Annotated in this window: 13 protein-coding genes; 5 read left to right on the forward strand and 8 right to left on the reverse strand. The window is 46.3% G+C overall.

Annotated features, from left to right (window positions below; all coding sequences use genetic code 11):
- The first annotated feature begins 3 nt into the window (after positions 1-3).
- On the forward strand, positions 4-1,476 hold the full coding sequence (locus ACYVD4_RS15135; RefSeq protein WP_460947047.1) for a sulfatase family protein: 1,473 nt from the start codon (positions 4-6) through the stop codon (positions 1,474-1,476).
- 37 nt (positions 1,477-1,513) lie between these two features.
- On the opposite strand, the gene ACYVD4_RS15140 is transcribed toward ACYVD4_RS15135, so the two are convergent.
- Positions 1,514-3,274, reverse strand: coding sequence for a DUF885 domain-containing protein (locus ACYVD4_RS15140; RefSeq protein ID WP_460947049.1), 1,761 nt, complete (start codon positions 3,272-3,274; stop codon positions 1,514-1,516).
- 175 nt (positions 3,275-3,449) lie between these two features.
- Here ACYVD4_RS15140 and ACYVD4_RS15145 point away from each other — a divergent pair, with 175 nt between their 5' ends.
- A complete protein-coding gene (locus tag ACYVD4_RS15145) occupies positions 3,450-4,049 on the forward strand; it encodes a hypothetical protein (RefSeq protein ID WP_460947051.1) in 600 nt (199 codons plus the stop codon).
- Between the two features lie 249 nt (positions 4,050-4,298).
- On the opposite strand, the gene ACYVD4_RS15150 is transcribed toward ACYVD4_RS15145, so the two are convergent.
- Both ACYVD4_RS15150 and ACYVD4_RS15155 read right to left on the reverse strand, forming a co-directional pair.
- Complete coding sequence (locus ACYVD4_RS15150; protein WP_460947053.1) at positions 4,299-5,117, reverse strand: LytR/AlgR family response regulator transcription factor; 819 nt, start codon at positions 5,115-5,117, stop codon at positions 4,299-4,301.
- The gene (locus ACYVD4_RS15155) at positions 5,114-6,196 is read right to left on the reverse strand and encodes a sensor histidine kinase (RefSeq protein WP_460947055.1); all 1,083 of its coding nucleotides are present in this window, start codon (positions 6,194-6,196) and stop codon (positions 5,114-5,116) included. Before ACYVD4_RS15155 ends, ACYVD4_RS15150 begins: the two co-directional genes overlap by 4 nt.
- A gap of 236 nt (positions 6,197-6,432) precedes the next feature.
- On the opposite strand from ACYVD4_RS15155, the gene ACYVD4_RS15160 reads away from it, so the two are divergent.
- Entirely contained in the window at positions 6,433-7,224 is a 792-nt protein-coding gene (locus tag ACYVD4_RS15160; RefSeq protein ID WP_460947057.1) for a ThuA domain-containing protein, read from the forward strand.
- A gap of 584 nt (positions 7,225-7,808) precedes the next feature.
- Here ACYVD4_RS15160 and ACYVD4_RS15165 read toward each other — a convergent pair.
- A complete protein-coding gene (locus ACYVD4_RS15165) occupies positions 7,809-9,032 on the reverse strand; it encodes an MFS transporter (RefSeq protein WP_460947059.1) in 1,224 nt (407 codons plus the stop codon).
- An 85-nt stretch (positions 9,033-9,117) separates the two neighbouring features.
- Positions 9,118-9,780, reverse strand: a complete 663-nt coding sequence (gene msrA / locus ACYVD4_RS15170; protein ID WP_460947061.1) for a peptide-methionine (S)-S-oxide reductase MsrA — start codon at positions 9,778-9,780, stop codon at positions 9,118-9,120.
- A 60-nt stretch (positions 9,781-9,840) separates the two neighbouring features.
- On the opposite strand from msrA, the gene ACYVD4_RS15175 reads away from it, so the two are divergent.
- The gene (locus tag ACYVD4_RS15175; protein WP_460947063.1) at positions 9,841-10,689 is read left to right on the forward strand and encodes a helix-turn-helix domain-containing protein; all 849 of its coding nucleotides are present in this window, start codon (positions 9,841-9,843) and stop codon (positions 10,687-10,689) included.
- Between the two features lie 121 nt (positions 10,690-10,810).
- Here ACYVD4_RS15175 and ahcY read toward each other — a convergent pair whose 3' ends face one another.
- The gene (gene ahcY, locus ACYVD4_RS15180) at positions 10,811-12,121 is read right to left on the reverse strand and encodes an adenosylhomocysteinase (RefSeq protein ID WP_460947065.1); all 1,311 of its coding nucleotides are present in this window, start codon (positions 12,119-12,121) and stop codon (positions 10,811-10,813) included.
- 127 nt (positions 12,122-12,248) lie between these two features.
- The gene (locus ACYVD4_RS15185; RefSeq protein WP_460947067.1) at positions 12,249-12,461 is read right to left on the reverse strand and encodes a RidA family protein; all 213 of its coding nucleotides are present in this window, start codon (positions 12,459-12,461) and stop codon (positions 12,249-12,251) included.
- A 167-nt stretch (positions 12,462-12,628) separates the two neighbouring features.
- Between ACYVD4_RS15185 and ACYVD4_RS15190 the strand changes: the two genes are divergently transcribed.
- The gene (locus ACYVD4_RS15190) at positions 12,629-13,084 is read left to right on the forward strand and encodes a GNAT family N-acetyltransferase (RefSeq protein WP_460947069.1); all 456 of its coding nucleotides are present in this window, start codon (positions 12,629-12,631) and stop codon (positions 13,082-13,084) included.
- A 9-nt stretch (positions 13,085-13,093) separates the two neighbouring features.
- Here ACYVD4_RS15190 and ACYVD4_RS15195 read toward each other — a convergent pair whose 3' ends face one another.
- Positions 13,094-14,959 (reverse strand): outer membrane protein assembly factor BamB family protein, encoded by a 1,866-nt coding sequence (locus tag ACYVD4_RS15195; RefSeq protein WP_460947071.1) that lies wholly within the window; start codon positions 14,957-14,959, stop codon positions 13,094-13,096.
- Positions 14,960-14,971: the final 12 nt, after the last annotated feature.

Genomic DNA, 14,971 nt, shown 5'->3' on the forward strand with positions numbered 1-14,971 from the left:
CGTATGAAACCCATCTATATCCTCACGAGTCTATTCTGTCTACTTCTGTCTGGACTTTCTTCCTGCACTACGTCCCAGAAACAGCCATCCCGTCCGAATATTCTATTTATTCTGGCCGATGACTGGAGTTATCCCTATGCGAGTATATATGGCGATACTACGTTAAAAACGCCCAACCTCGACCGACTGGCCAAACACGGAACTGTATTTACAAATGCCTACTGCGCTTCGCCTTCCTGTACACCTTCGCGAGCTGGTATACTAACCGGGCGGTATCCGCATAATCTAGGCGAAGGCGTCAATCTGGTGGGGCGACTCGACAGTAGCATTCCTACTTATGTGCAATTGCTACGTAAGGCTGGCTATTCTGTTGGTTTTGAGCGTAAAGGGTGGTCGCCGGGCGATTATAAACAAATGGGTTATACCCAAAATCCATCTGGAGATTCGCTGGCGTTTACTCCTTTTCTGAAAAAACTACCCAAAAATCAGCCCTTTTTCTTCTGGTTTGGCACTAACGACCCACACCGACCATTCAATCTGGGCGACGGTAAGAAGACAGGTATAAACCCCGCTAAAATCCATCTGCCCGCTTTTCTTCCCAACGTAGCAGAAGTTAGAAACGACGTAGCAGACTATCTATCGGAGGTAGAACACCTTGATCGTGAAATTGGTGATTTGCTGAAGCAACTGGAAGAAACCGGCCAGTTAGCCAATACCGTTATTGTGGTTGCCTCTGACAACGGTATGCCTTTTCCGCACGCGAAAGCCAATTTATACGATTATGGAACCCGGGTTCCGTTACTTATCAGCCAATTTTCGGAGAATGAGAAGCAACCCGAACGTAACGATTCATTCGTGAATTTGATCGACCTGATGCCAACGTTTCTGGATTGGGCCAACGTAACGGAACGTCCTGAATTAGACGGTATTAGTCTGGTACCAATATTGACCGGACAAAAAACCGTTCACCGAAACGAGGTTTTTCTTGAGCGTGAACGGCATTGTTTGTGTCGCCCACAGTTCAATTACGGTGCGGGTTATCCGATGCGGGCTATTCGAACTAAAGACTATTTGTACATCCGCAATTTCCGCCCCGAACGAATGCCGGCTGGCGACGAATCGATACCCGACACACCGTCAATATTTGGTGACGTAGATGGCGGACCTACCAAAGTGTATATGATGGATCACCGTACTGATTCTGTTGTAAAACCACTCTTTACGGCTGGTTTTGCCCGTCGGCCTGCCGAAGAATTATACGTACTGAAAAATGATCCCTATAATCTGACCAACCGTGCTAATGACGCTACGTATGCTACAGTAAAAAAAGACTTGGAGCAACGGCTAAATGACTGGATGAAACAGGAAAACGACCCTCGTCAGAACAGTGGTGGTGACCAGATTGACCGATACGAAGCCACAACCCATGCCTGGATAACCCGCACAGGAATCATTTTCGTGGATAAAGCAAAATAAGCTGATCACCAGCTTTTAGGTAACACTAAAGTTTAAGCTATTTGGCAGCCTTGATGTAGTTGTTAACTAACTGTTCCAGAATGGGCATCGTTACGGTGCCCTGACTCAACAACAGGTCATGAAAGGCACGTACATCAAATTTGTCGCCCATTGCATCTTGCGCTTTACGGCGTAACTCTCTAATTTTCAATTCACCAATTTTGTAGGCCAACGCCTGCCCCGGCCAGGAAATATAACGGTCGGTTTCGGTGGTGCAGTCGTGTACCGACAAAGCCGTATGCTCGGTCAGGTAATCGATCACCTGCTGACGCGACCAGCCTTTGGCATGAATACCCGTATCAACAACCAATCGGCAGGCCCGCCACATTTCAAATGTTAGTCGTCCGAAATCGCTGTAGGGGTCTTTATAAAAGCCCATTTCTTTCCCCAACCATTCACAATACAGACCCCACCCTTCGCCAAATGAATCGACATACAAACTTCTTCTGAACGAAGGCAGGCCGGTCAATTCTTTCGACAGAGCCGATTGAAGGTGATGCCCCGGCACGGCTTCATGGAGTGTGAGTGACTCCAGCGTGTAAAGAGGTCGGCTGTTCAGATTGTATGTATTTACCCAGTAATAACCCGGCGTTTTACTGCTCAACGGCGCACCTACGTAACGACCACTAGTATATTTTGGAGCCAGCGCGTCGGGCACCGGCGCTACGCCATAAGGCTGTCGCGGAAGCTTACCAAAATAGGCGGGTAACTTATCATCGGCCTGCTTGGCAATAAAACTGGCTTCTTTTAACAACTGAATCGGTGTTTTAGCATAAAACTGCGAATCAGTCCGTAGAAACTTCAGAAAATCCTGAAATGAGCCTTTAAAGCCTGTTTTATCAATAATGGACTGCATATCGTCCTGAATCCGCTTCACTTCCTGCAAGCCCATCTGATGAACGGCTTCTGGGGTTAAGTCGAGGGTTGTATAGTAGCGAACTCGTTGCTCGTAAAACGCGACTCCGTTTGGCAAATCCTTCGCGGCAACAGTCTGACGAGCCCCCGGAATATATTCCTTGTCCATAAAATCACCGAAAAGCATATAGGCTTTCACGGCACCCTCCAACACGGCTTCCTTTCCGGCCTGCTGCAACTGGCTGCGCTCGGATTCGGTGAACGTAGCGGGCATTTGCAGAAAAGGAGCGTAGAAAACGCTACGTGTAGGATCGGTAACAATATGGTTCTGATACGTTATTTCATATCCTTTCAGAATAACTTTAGGGGCAGTTATGCCAGCTTTCAACCCCTGACGCATTACGTTGATTACATTTCCAAGATAGTTCGGAAGTGTGTTCAGGAAACGGGTGTAGGTCTCATAATCGGCAACCGTCCGAAATGTCAGGTAATTTGGCACAAACGACAAACCAATATGTGGGCCATAATCTGACGTGAGCGGATTATAGTAGGCTTTCATCTCATGTTCATCAATGGCTTCCTGCAATGTATACAGGAGTAGTTCTTTATTCACCAAATCGACCGCCGAAAGCGATTCATTTGGGATAACCTTCAACTGACTTAACTGCTGTCGATAAAAAGACGTTTGCCGCGCAAATGCAGCTTCTGTATATTCGCCCATCGATTCAATTTGGGTTTTACTACCAGCAAATACCTCTTTCAGGGGCGACTGTCGGAGTTGAAAAGCCCACGTGCTATCGATAACTCGATGCAATTGCTGCGTGGGCGACTGAGCCTTAGCAGCAGTAAAGGCCCAAAACAGCAGTACGTTAAGTTGAATCAGTTGGCGAATAGAGAAAGGCATAGGTACGTAGCGAATTGGCTGAAATTGTTAAAATAAGAGAAAATCGCCAATAAAACGTGTCGAATTTCAATACGTATTGCAACGCATCTTTACAATTAAGGGTATATATAATACGTATGTACTAGTAAGTAGATCATCAAACAAAACCGCGACAATCACTCAAATATTTCTTTTCATGCGAAAATTGTTCTTTGCTTTATTAATCTGCATTCCCTCTCTTGTTAACGCTCAGAATTTTACTGCCCTCAAACTGAATGCTACGGCGGGTTACGCGCTTCCGCTCTATCAGGGAGCCAGTAAAGGTGGTTTTGTATATAGTGTAGAACCCCGATACCACGTAACGCGCCAAATTGCCGTTGGACTACGTTTTGAACAGGCCTTTATTAGCCGAACCGAAATTCTGAACAACAACCTCGAATATACCAGTCAGGCCAAGTCTACCTTATCGGGCCTTGCAACAGTCAATTATTTGTTTGGCAAAAAAACCGTGCAGCCGTTTATTGGCATTGGAGCAGGTTTATATCATATTGAACCTAGTGCGCAACTGCTGAATGGACCAAGCAGCACGATCTACCGTTTCTCATTACCAGCCACAAATCAGTTTGGCGGTATGGTCAGAATTGGCGTCAACTATTCGGCAATAACGGCCGAAGTTGCAGCTAACCTAATGGATGACAGCAGTATTAGCTACGTAAATATGAACAGTGTTTTAACTGGAAAAAACTCATATTTCACCGCAAAAATAGGTTATACGTTAGGAGGTAAACAGCGCTAACACAGAACATATAAAAAAAAGTCCTCACAGCAGCGACCATTCCTCATAAGCTCCTCCTGTTTTAGCTAATCTTGGAGAGCTGCGTTGGTAAAAATGATTTTCTGCGTTTTTTCCTTAAATCCCCTATCGGTGACTCGCTCTTAGATGGAGTCACCGATAAGGGATTTAAGGAATTTTTAGCTAGTTAAAATACGATCTGTTTCTTCTCCATGACTAAAACAGGAAGGTAATAACAAAAGTAAATTCACTTTATTCGCCTAGCCAGATTTTGAATTCAGCGGCTTTCTCACGGCTAACCATAACCTCTTCGTCGAAAGCAGGACGCAGACTGATTTTTAGCTTTCCGTTGAAATGAATCTGCACTTTTTCGATGGCCCGCAGCTCTGCAATAACCTGTCGATTGAGCCGTATGAATCGCTTCGTATCGAGCATGTTGGCCAGTTCGTCCATCGTATAATCGAGCATCCATTCCTGCTGATGATGCGTTCGTGCAAACGACAGTCGATTTCGGGTAAAGAAATAAGCAATTTCGTCGGTTTCCAGCGGAATGAGCCGTTGCCCTTGTTTAACCAGAAAACGGGAACGTACTGGCAATGGGTCACTTACGGCAGGCTCTATCCGATTCGATTGACCAGCTAGTTGTGTGAGCAGACTGGTTAGCTGTTGTTGTAGAGCATCGGGACGATTTGCAAATAAGGCTGCCAGTGTTTGTAACTTGGCAAATGCCCGACGAAGATCTTCAGCTTTGATCGGTTTCAGCAAATAATCAATGCTGTTGACTTTAAACGCCTGAATAGCAAATTCATCATAAGCCGTTGTGAAAATGACCGGACACTGTACCGTTGTCTGATTAAAAATCGCAAAACTCTGGCCGTCAGCGAGTTCAATATCCATCAGAATTACATCGGGACGTAATGCTGGATTTATACCGTTCTGCCGAAGCCAGGCTACCGATTCTTCTACGCTGCCAGTTTGCCCTACCAGATTCGCAGTCGGCTCTATTTCCTGAACAAGCCGCTTTAATTTACGAGCTGTCGGTTCTTCATCCTCAATAATTAAAATGTTCATGGTAATATGTTGTCGGCAGGATGCGTAATAGCTGGATTGTCGGTCAACGTAGTGCTTAAAGGCGAAATCAATGGAAGCGTTACCTGAAAAGAATCGTCGGTTTGTTCAATAATTACCGATGACCGATTGAGCAAATGATACTTAGCCTGAATATTAGCCAGCCCCGTCCGGTTCGATAGAATTGTCTGCTGCTTTTTATGCAACGTATTCACAATGAACAGATTATTGTTATGCTCGGTAAAAATACGTATCTGAAGCGGGCGACTCGGCAAAACGGTGTTATGCTTCACCGCATTTTCGACCAGAAGTTGTAGGGTTAGCGGAGGGAGCAGAAACGCGGTGTATTCTTCATCAACAGCTACGTCAAGCGTAATGCCTTTCCCAAAACGAGTTTGTAGCAAGTGAAAATAAGCTTCAATGAATTGTAATTCTGTAGCTAGTGTGGTTAAAGGCTGGTTGTTAGTCTGAAGTACGTAGCGATACACCGATGCAAGCTCATCGATAAACGCTTCGGCCCTGGGCGGATCTTCCGTAACCAGCGACGATAACGTACTGAGACTATTAAATAAAAAATGCGGATTAATCTGTGCCTTAAGCGAATTAAGCTGACTTTGCAGATTTTCCTGTTTGAGCCGTTCAGCTTCGTAATACGTTGCCCACCATTGCCGATATAGATAACGGCCTTCATAAATGGCAACTACTGGAACCAGAAACACAAATGGAATCAGAACCGACAGCCAGTAAGATCGCTCTGGAAGCGAATACCCCCAGAATTCGGTTTTGTCGTACAGATACGTAATGGCTAAGCGCTGAATCGTCACTGTAACAACCAGCCATGCAACCTGATACAGAATTCGGGGCGTGGTTTGATTTAATCGCGGATACGTCCGTCGGGCCAAAACGATACCAAGCCGACCAAGCTCCCACACCAGTATGCATTCAATAATACTTAGTCCGATTGTTTCGAACAGGCCATGATGATGTGCATCGTTATCGGGTCGATAAAAAATAAAATTGGACACAATAGCTACCATAGGAATACCTATCAGACGTAACCATTTGTCGTTCAGTTTTTTCATGTTTGCCATCACTGTGTATCAAATATGCCGAAAAGCGAAAATGAGCACAAACACGTTTGTCTGAAACGTTGAAAAAGTAGCACAGAAACACGCAAATCCGTACTGAAGTGTGTAACGTAATTGAATAGAATATTGAGGTTAGTCTCAGACAGCATCTTGCTGTCTGAGACTAACCTCAATACGTAGTGAGTAAGTGAAATCACCTCGTTGCCTTTTCTGAATTCGATCCTAATCGTATGAAAAATTCTGGTTGGAATTTGGGCATTGCTACGTTTATTCTTCCGCTTCTGTTATGGATAAACACGTCAGCTTTGGGGCAAACGAAACAATCTTCGTTTCGGGTAGTAGTCATGGCCGAACCCGCCAGTATGCACGCACCATTTGTTGCTGCGGGCAAAATCTGGCTTGGCCAATTGGCTACTGAAAAGGGGTTTACAGTTGATTACATTGAGGATGCAAAGCCGATAAATGAAAAATTTCTGGCTCAATATCAGTTATTTATTCAGCTCGATTATCCGCCCTACCGATGGAGCGATACAGCAAAAGCAGCTTTTCAGCAATATATCACCGAAGGTAAAGGCGGCTGGATTGGGTTTCACCATGCCAGTCTGTTGGGTGAGTTCGATGGGTTTCCGATATGGCCATGGTTTTCGGATTTTCTGGGTGGTATTCGGTATAAAAACTATATCGCTACGTTCGCCAAAGCCACTGTTCGGGTCGAAGCAAAAGACCATCCGTGCATGAAAGGTGTTCCCGCTACATTCGATGTGGCGAAAGAAGAATGGTACACGTATAACAAAAGTCCGCGCCCGAACGTATTGGTACTGGCTTCGGTCGATGAATCAACCTATTCGCCCGACAGCAACATCAAAATGGGCGATCATCCCGTTATCTGGTCAAACGAGCGGTTCAAGGCGCGGAATATTTATATTTTCATGGGGCATCATCCCGATTTATTCAAGAACAATGCCTTTGTAAAAATCTTCGGCAATGCCATTGATTGGGCATCTCAGAAAGAGAAAAAATAAGATTGTATGCAAAAACGTTACGTCGACGGTATGTTCTGCCAATTGAAAAAATGCATACATCTGGGCGAAATCTGAGCCCGTGCGCTCTCTAGTAACAATTTTCTGGCAACTGCGCATTGAACACACTACGTTATTGTTGGCGAAGTAGCAGGGTCGACTATTCAATTGTCTTCCGCTACACTACGTAGTGCTGCTATTGAGTTGTATAGTGCAGATGGTGGTAGGGTTCCGAAAGACGTAATGCAAAAAAGTACCAACTGAGATTCTGCCGCAACTTTTCGATCTGGCCATATCGGGTAAGTTAACGATAGATGTAGAACCCGTACCACTTAGCCACGTGGAGCACGCTTGGAAACAGAGTGAAACAGCCGGAAAACGCTACGTGTTAGTGCCTTGATTTTGTTGATTTGATAGGTATTAAATCTGTTTGTAGCAGGTTTTGACTTTAGTTTACCAACCTTCTTGTTGGGGTTTTAGAAGTGTGGTAAACTAAAAACAAAACTCTGACACGATTAGCCCAAAACGGGAGAGATTTGGGGGTGATAACGAATCGTTTTCGCTAACTCAAATAGCTGAAGCTAGTATCAGAACAGTTTCACAATACGTGCTAATCCGGCCGAAATCAGGAGAACGATTCCGACGAAGGCCAAACCGTAGGCCAGACCAAAAGCCTCAGCCACAAACCCAATAACGGGTGGGCCAGCCAGAAAGCCGATAAAACTGAACGTAGCAAACGTAGCAAGTCCGGCGGCTGGCGGAATACCCGGCACGCGCATCGAAGCGCTATATAAAATTGGAGCACCCAGCGAGCAACCAATTCCCAGAAGAGCAAAACCAATCAAGGCCGTTATTGGATACGGTATTGCAATGGCAACTAAAATACCGGCTGCTGCCACAATAGCTCCAATTTGCAGCCATCGTTTTGCGCCAATTTTCGGAATTATTGTGTCGCCAAAGAAACGGAATGTGGTCATTGTTAACGAGAATGCACCAAAGCCAAGCGCGGCAATCTGGTTGCTGGCTCCCAGCGTTTCGTGGAGGTAAACCGCGCTCCAGTCGAGGGCTACACCTTCACCCATAGCCACGGCCAGCCCGATCAGAATCATCAGCAATAAATCGAGATTCGGTACTACAAAAGACGAGTTTGATTTTTCAACCGACTCCGCTAACTGCTCAGCCGGGCGGCTGCTCGATGGAATCTGGAGCAATGTGGGCTGAAGCAGGAACGTAGCAATTAAAACCAGCCCCGACATAATAGCCATGTGAATCGTTGGCGATACGTGGAGCGCAATAACCGCGCCCGCAATTCCCGAACCGATCAGTCCGCCCAAGCTCCACATGCCGTGGCACGACGACATTATGGCGATTCCTTCTGAACGCTCTACGTTGGTAGCACAGGTGTTCATCGCTACATTCAGTAGCGCGCTGCTCAGACCCAGCAGAAACAGCCCGGCAGCCATAATCAACGTAGTAGGTGCATTGATAGTTACACAAACGGCTAACGCCACACCCACCGCCGACCATAGACAGGCTTTCGCTTCGCCCAACCGGGCAACGATCCAACCTGTTAACGGATTCATAATCAGCAAGCCAACGGGCATGGCAAATAGTGTGAGGCCCAGCTCGGCGTCGGAGAGATGCAGGTTTGCTTTTACGTGTGGAATATGTGCGACCCAGCTACCAAACAAAAGACTGTCCGACGCAAATACCAGTCCAACAGCCAGCGCCTGTCGGTTGAGGAAAAATGTCAACAAATTGCGCAGAAACACGTTTCTGTTCGTCTTATTTAGTGAGATGGTCGTATTCATATTGCAAAAATAGCCGCTCCGAAGCGGCTATTTTTGCAATCTATTAGCTAATACTAATGCTGTATTGACTTAATAAGCTTGAAACTTATTGTTCCATTGTTAACGCTGTATTATTTTTGAGATGGCCAGCCATCGCTTTACGTAGTTTTTCGACCTTTGGCAGCGATACACGCTGGATGTAAGGCTGGTTGGGATGAAGCGCAAAATAGTTCTGATGATAGTTTTCGGCTGGGTAGAAAGCCGTAATGGGTGTTACTTCCGTTACTACCCGATTCGGGTAATGTTTCGACTCGTTGGTACGTTTAATAGCGGCCTCTATCTCTTCTTTTTCAGCAGGAGTACGGTAGAATGCAACCGACCGGTAATCACGACCAACGTCGGGCCCCTGCCGATTCAACGTAGTGGGATCATGTCCGGCAAAAAAAGCGTCGAGCAGTTGCGGGTAGCTAATCACTTTAGGGTCGTAATAAACCTGCACAGATTCGGCATGGCCAGTTTTATCGGTTCCTACCTGTTCGTAAGACGGGTTTTTAACGTTACCCCCAGCATAACCTGAAACAACTTCGCGCACACCTTTAAGCTGGTTCATACCTTCTTCAAGTGCCCAGAAACATCCGCCTGCAAACGTAGCAACCGCTTCGCCAGATTTGGGTGCGGGAAGTTTAGCAGGTTGATAATCAACCGATTGACCTTGTGCGCAGCCAGTCATCAATAACAAGCTAAGCGCATATAAATGAATTCGTTTCATTAGTAAGTTGGCGTATATTGTGTTGGTATATAAACGTTTAAAACGGAATAGCAGTTTTCTATGAAGCTTCAGTTTGAAAAAATAGAGCCCGAAGCGGGTAGCTCATTCCGGGTCATTCACAGTACAGAACCCGAAACCTGCCGGGTCTACTGGCATTATCATCCAGAATACGAAATTGTGTATCTGCCATTTGGCAATGGTCAGCGCCGGGTCGGCACGAACGTATCTCATTATGAGGAAGGTGAGCTGGTGTTTATTGGCCCCAATTTACCCCACCTTAATTTTAGTTATGGTCGAGAGGGTAATTTTGAAGAAATTGTGGTGCAGTTGCGGGACGATTTTATGGGTGAAGCGTTTTTGCTACGTCCTGAGCTGGCAACCGTACGGCGTTTGTTTGAACGGGCGCATATGGGTGTAATGTTCGGTGTCGATACCAAACGGAAGGTTGGACCTTTACTGGCACAGTTGCCTAAATCAGCTCCGTTTAACCGATTTTTGACGTTGATACAGATTCTGGAATTACTGGCCAATGCGCCAGATGCCGAACTGTTACATAATCCGGGCGTTCGGTTCGACCTGAATCCAAAAGAGCAGGAACGTATCAATCACATTTGCCAGTACGTTGAAGCGCATTATGCTGAACCTGTTGATATTCGAGACGTAGCAGATCTGGTTAGTTTGACAGTTCCGGCTTTCTGTCGCTATTTTAAACGGATGATGCATCTGACCTTCACCGATTTTCTGAATGAATACCGCGTCAATCAGGCCCGTCGATTACTACACTCGTCCCGAACAGTTGCCGATGTTGGTTTTGCAGTCGGCTTCAATAACCTGTCTCATTTCAACAAAACGTTCCGGAACGTAACAGGACAGACACCCAGTACGTATCGAAAGGCATTTACTGGTTAATAACGGTGACTCATGCTACGTCCTTAACGTAGTGAAAAGGATAAAATAAAAGCGCAAACCCAGACTGAGTTCGCGCTTTTGATCTTACGGCGACAAAATGTCGCCGTAATAGAAATCTATACTAGTAACGATACATTTCCGATTTGAACGGACCTTCAACCGATACACCGATGTAATCAGCTTGCTCCTGCTCCAGAGGCTCAAGTTTAGCACCCACGTGAGCAAGGTGAAGAGCAGCAACTTTCTCGTCAAGTTTCTTCGGCAGTACGTATACTTTGTTCTCGTATTTATCCGAATTCGCCCATAGCTCAAGTTGAGCCAGTGTCTGGTTCGAGAACGAGCACGACATTACGAAGCTAGGGTGACCCATAGCACAGCCAAGGTTTACCAGACGACCTTCGGCCAGAATGATAATTTCTTTGCCGTCAATCTCGTACATGTCGACCTGTGGTTTGATCTGGCTCTTGGCATGACCGTAATTTTCGTTCAACCACGCCATATCAATCTCATTGTCGAAGTGGCCAATGTTACAAACAACAGCCTTGTCTTTCATCGCTTTGAAATGACGACCCTTGATGATATTAACGTTACCCGTTGCCGTTACGAAAATCTGAGCGCGGGTAGCGGCTTCATCCATCGTAATCACTTCGAAACCGTCCATTGCAGCTTGCAACGCGCAGATTGGGTCAATTTCGGTAACCAGTACACGGCAGCCTGCGCCACGTAGTGATTCAGCCGAACCTTTACCTACATCGCCATAACCAGCAACAACCGCTACTTTACCAGCCAACATCAAATCAGTTGCCCGACGGATCGCATCGACCAGCGACTCACGGCAGCCGTATTTGTTATCAAATTTCGACTTCGTTACCGAATCATTTACGTTGATCGATGGAAGGTGCAACGTACCATTTTTCATCCGCTCATACAGGCGGTGAACACCTGTTGTGGTTTCTTCCGATAGACCTTTGATGCCTTGAATCAACTCAGGATATACGTCGAAAACCATGTTGGTCAGGTCGCCACCATCATCAAGAATCATGTTCAGTGGCTGACGGTCTTCGCCGAAGAACAGCGTTTGCTCGATACACCAGTTGAATTCTTCTTCGTTCATACCTTTCCAGGCATAAACCGGAATACCCGCTGCAGCAATAGCAGCCGCAGCGTGATCCTGTGTAGAGAAAATATTACACGACGACCAGGTTACATCAGCACCTAGCTCAACCAGCGTTTCAATCAAAACGGCGGTCTGGATCGTCATATGAAGACAGCCAGCAATACGAGCGCCCTGAAGCGGTTTTGATGGACCATATTCGGCCCGGAGTGCCATCAGACCTGGCATTTCGGCTTCAGCAAGCCGGATTTCCTTGCGGCCCCACTCGGCCAACGCGATGTCCTTAACCTTGTAGGGGACGTAAGTTGAGGTTTGCATAATTTACAGTTTTTCGGTTTACAACTAAGTAAATATCTTCTCAGAAGATATTATAAACCCGGTCGAATTCTTAGTAAAGTACAAAAATAGGCGACATTCCTCAGAAAGTCTAGCAATAATTGATAGTTTATTTAATGGCCACAATTGCCTCTATTTCAATCAGCACATCTTTATCGTATAATCCCTGCACGCCAACATAGGTTCTGGCAGGCGGATTGAAGGTAACGTATTGTTTTCTTGTTTCTCTGGCAATCCGTTCAACATCGGTATTCACTATATAAGCGGTTAGTTTTATAACATCTGAAAAAGTAGTGCCTATTACAGCAGGTACCGTTTTCAAATTTTTCGTGTACTAGTTGCGCTGCGCCCTGAAATCAACTCTGTGAATGGTTTCTCCTCTCTCAATAGTAGAGCCGCAGGTAGAGAAAGTTTTTTGAAAGACTTTATAAAAAGCTAGTTTTGACGCAAAACTAGTTAAACCAAACCTGGCAAATTAACGCTACGGATATGATTTCTATTGTTCCTTACTCATCTGCCTATCAACCTGATTTTAAGCGTCTTAATATCGATTGGATTTCGAAATATTTTAACGTTGAACCCCACGACCTCGAACAGCTAGACCATCCCGAAGAACACGTATTACCGAACAACGGCCAGATATTTTTTGCGAAAGTTGACGACGACGTAGTAGGCTGCGTAGCTGTTGTCAATACCGGAAAATCGGGCTTCGAACTGGCAAAAATGGCCGTTTCGCCAGCCGCACAGGGAATGGGAGTCGGCAAAAAACTTTGTGTGGCCGCCATTGATTACGCCCGACAGATAAGAGCCAAAACTCTCTGGCTCGAATCAAATCGCATATTGACGCCCGCACTGACAATGTATGCCAGCGTTGGTTTTCAGGAGGTGCCTAGTGTGCCAACGCCTTACGCTCGTGCGGATATTCGGATGGAGATGTATTTCTGATGCTACGTATCAACGTGAATCAACGTAGCGGAGTCGGGCAATTTTTCCGTCCATCGTGGTCACCAATACGTCATGGTTACTGAGCGGCCAAATCCGATTTACCATAGCGTTGGATAGTTTATGCGCCCAACTGATCTGGTGCGTTTGTCGGTCAATAGCGTATAAAACACCCTCGTCGGTCGGAACGAAGACGGTTCCACTACGTTCGATGATTGGCGAAGGACTTATCTCGGAACCGTAGTGGCAATTCACGTACCATTCGGGCTGCGCTACGTCGGAGCGGGTCGACAAAGCCCACACACTGTCGGCCATGCATTTAACGTACATCAGCGAGCCATCTTCCGATAAACCGCTGGCTTCAAATCCTTTGTGCAGGTTCGATTTCCAGATCTCTTTCCCTGTTTTGGCATCGAGTGCGGTAACCGTACGGTCGGGCGTTTGCAGGAAAATTCGTCCGTTGGTGAGCAGAGGGACACAGGCCGCTGGCGAAAAATTCCTGACTTTGTTGTTGGTCCAGCTCCAGGCGAGTTGTCCATTTTTTTTGTCCAGCGCGTAAAACGTCGAGCCCCAAGAGCCAAAGTAAATGTGTTCTTTATCGGCCACTGGCACCGATTCGACAAAGCCTTTTACATCGCTGAACGCCCATTTTTCAGACCCATCCTTTAGCGATAAAGCGCGGAATTTCCCTTCCGAACTACCAATGTAAACCGTATTACCATCAATGAGCGGACAGGCAACAATGGGCTTGCCGGTTTCCTGTTTCCAACGTAGCAAACCACTACGTTTATCGAGGCAGTAAATCGTGCCATCGGTTGATGCTACCACTATGTAATTCTTACGTAGCGCGGGTGTTGAATAGATTTTGCCATTAGTTGCAAAACGCCATTTCCCCGAACCATCGGCGAGCGAGAGCGCCACAAGTTGCCCCGACGTATTTGGATAGAAACAGGTGGTTTTGTCGGAAACAATACCTGCGCCAATGTCGCTGTTATCCTGTTTTTCCCACGCTCGTGCTACGTTCTTATATTGCTCGTTGAGTTGATATGTTGGGCGAGCGTATTGCTTTTTGTCCTGATTAAAATGGTGGTTGATCAGCGAAATCGTGCGCCAGGGCGAAGCCGTCTGACCAGCTTGTTCGCCCACAGTTGGCGTACGTACCGAAAACGACATCGTATCGTTCTGAATCGTAACGAGATTGTAGCCACCAATTGCTTCTTTTGCCCGAAGGTTAGAGCGTCCCATCGTGCCGGGTATCCCTTCAAAATCCAGCTTCAGATTGGCGTGACCGTGCCCGCAAAAAGCCGCCTGAACGTTTGTTTTCTTGATCTCGTCAATAATCAAATACCAGTTCGACAGTGAGTTATCGAGCGGGTAGTGGTTCATGAAAATGACAGGCTTGTCGGAGTTTTTCAATTTCTCAACTTCCGAACGTAGCCAGAGTATGTCTTCGCGACTGACCAGACCCGGCGACATTCGCATGTTAGGGCCACTACCGCAGCCGATAAACCGGTATTTGCCGAAATCGAACGCAAAATGCTCGGCACCAAATACCTTCTTGAAACTATTACAGCCATTTTCCGACCACTTGGTATCGTGGTTGCCGGGAAATATGTACCATTTTTTAGTCAGTCCATCGAGAATACGTTTGGCGGTTGCAAATTCCTGATCTGAACCGTAATCCGTTACGTCGCCCGTAAATACCACGAAGTCGATGTCAGTTAATGCGTTGATATCGTTGACTGTCCGTTGTAAATCGTCGGCGGCTGTTTCGGGCGCACCAACATGTGTATCCGTCACGAAAGCAAACCGAATGGGTTGCGCCAGAGAGAGTTGCAGGCTGGCGAAAAATAGGAGTAACGTAACAAATCGTTTCATGATAACTGACGA

This window comes from Spirosoma daeguense, assembly GCF_054776875.1.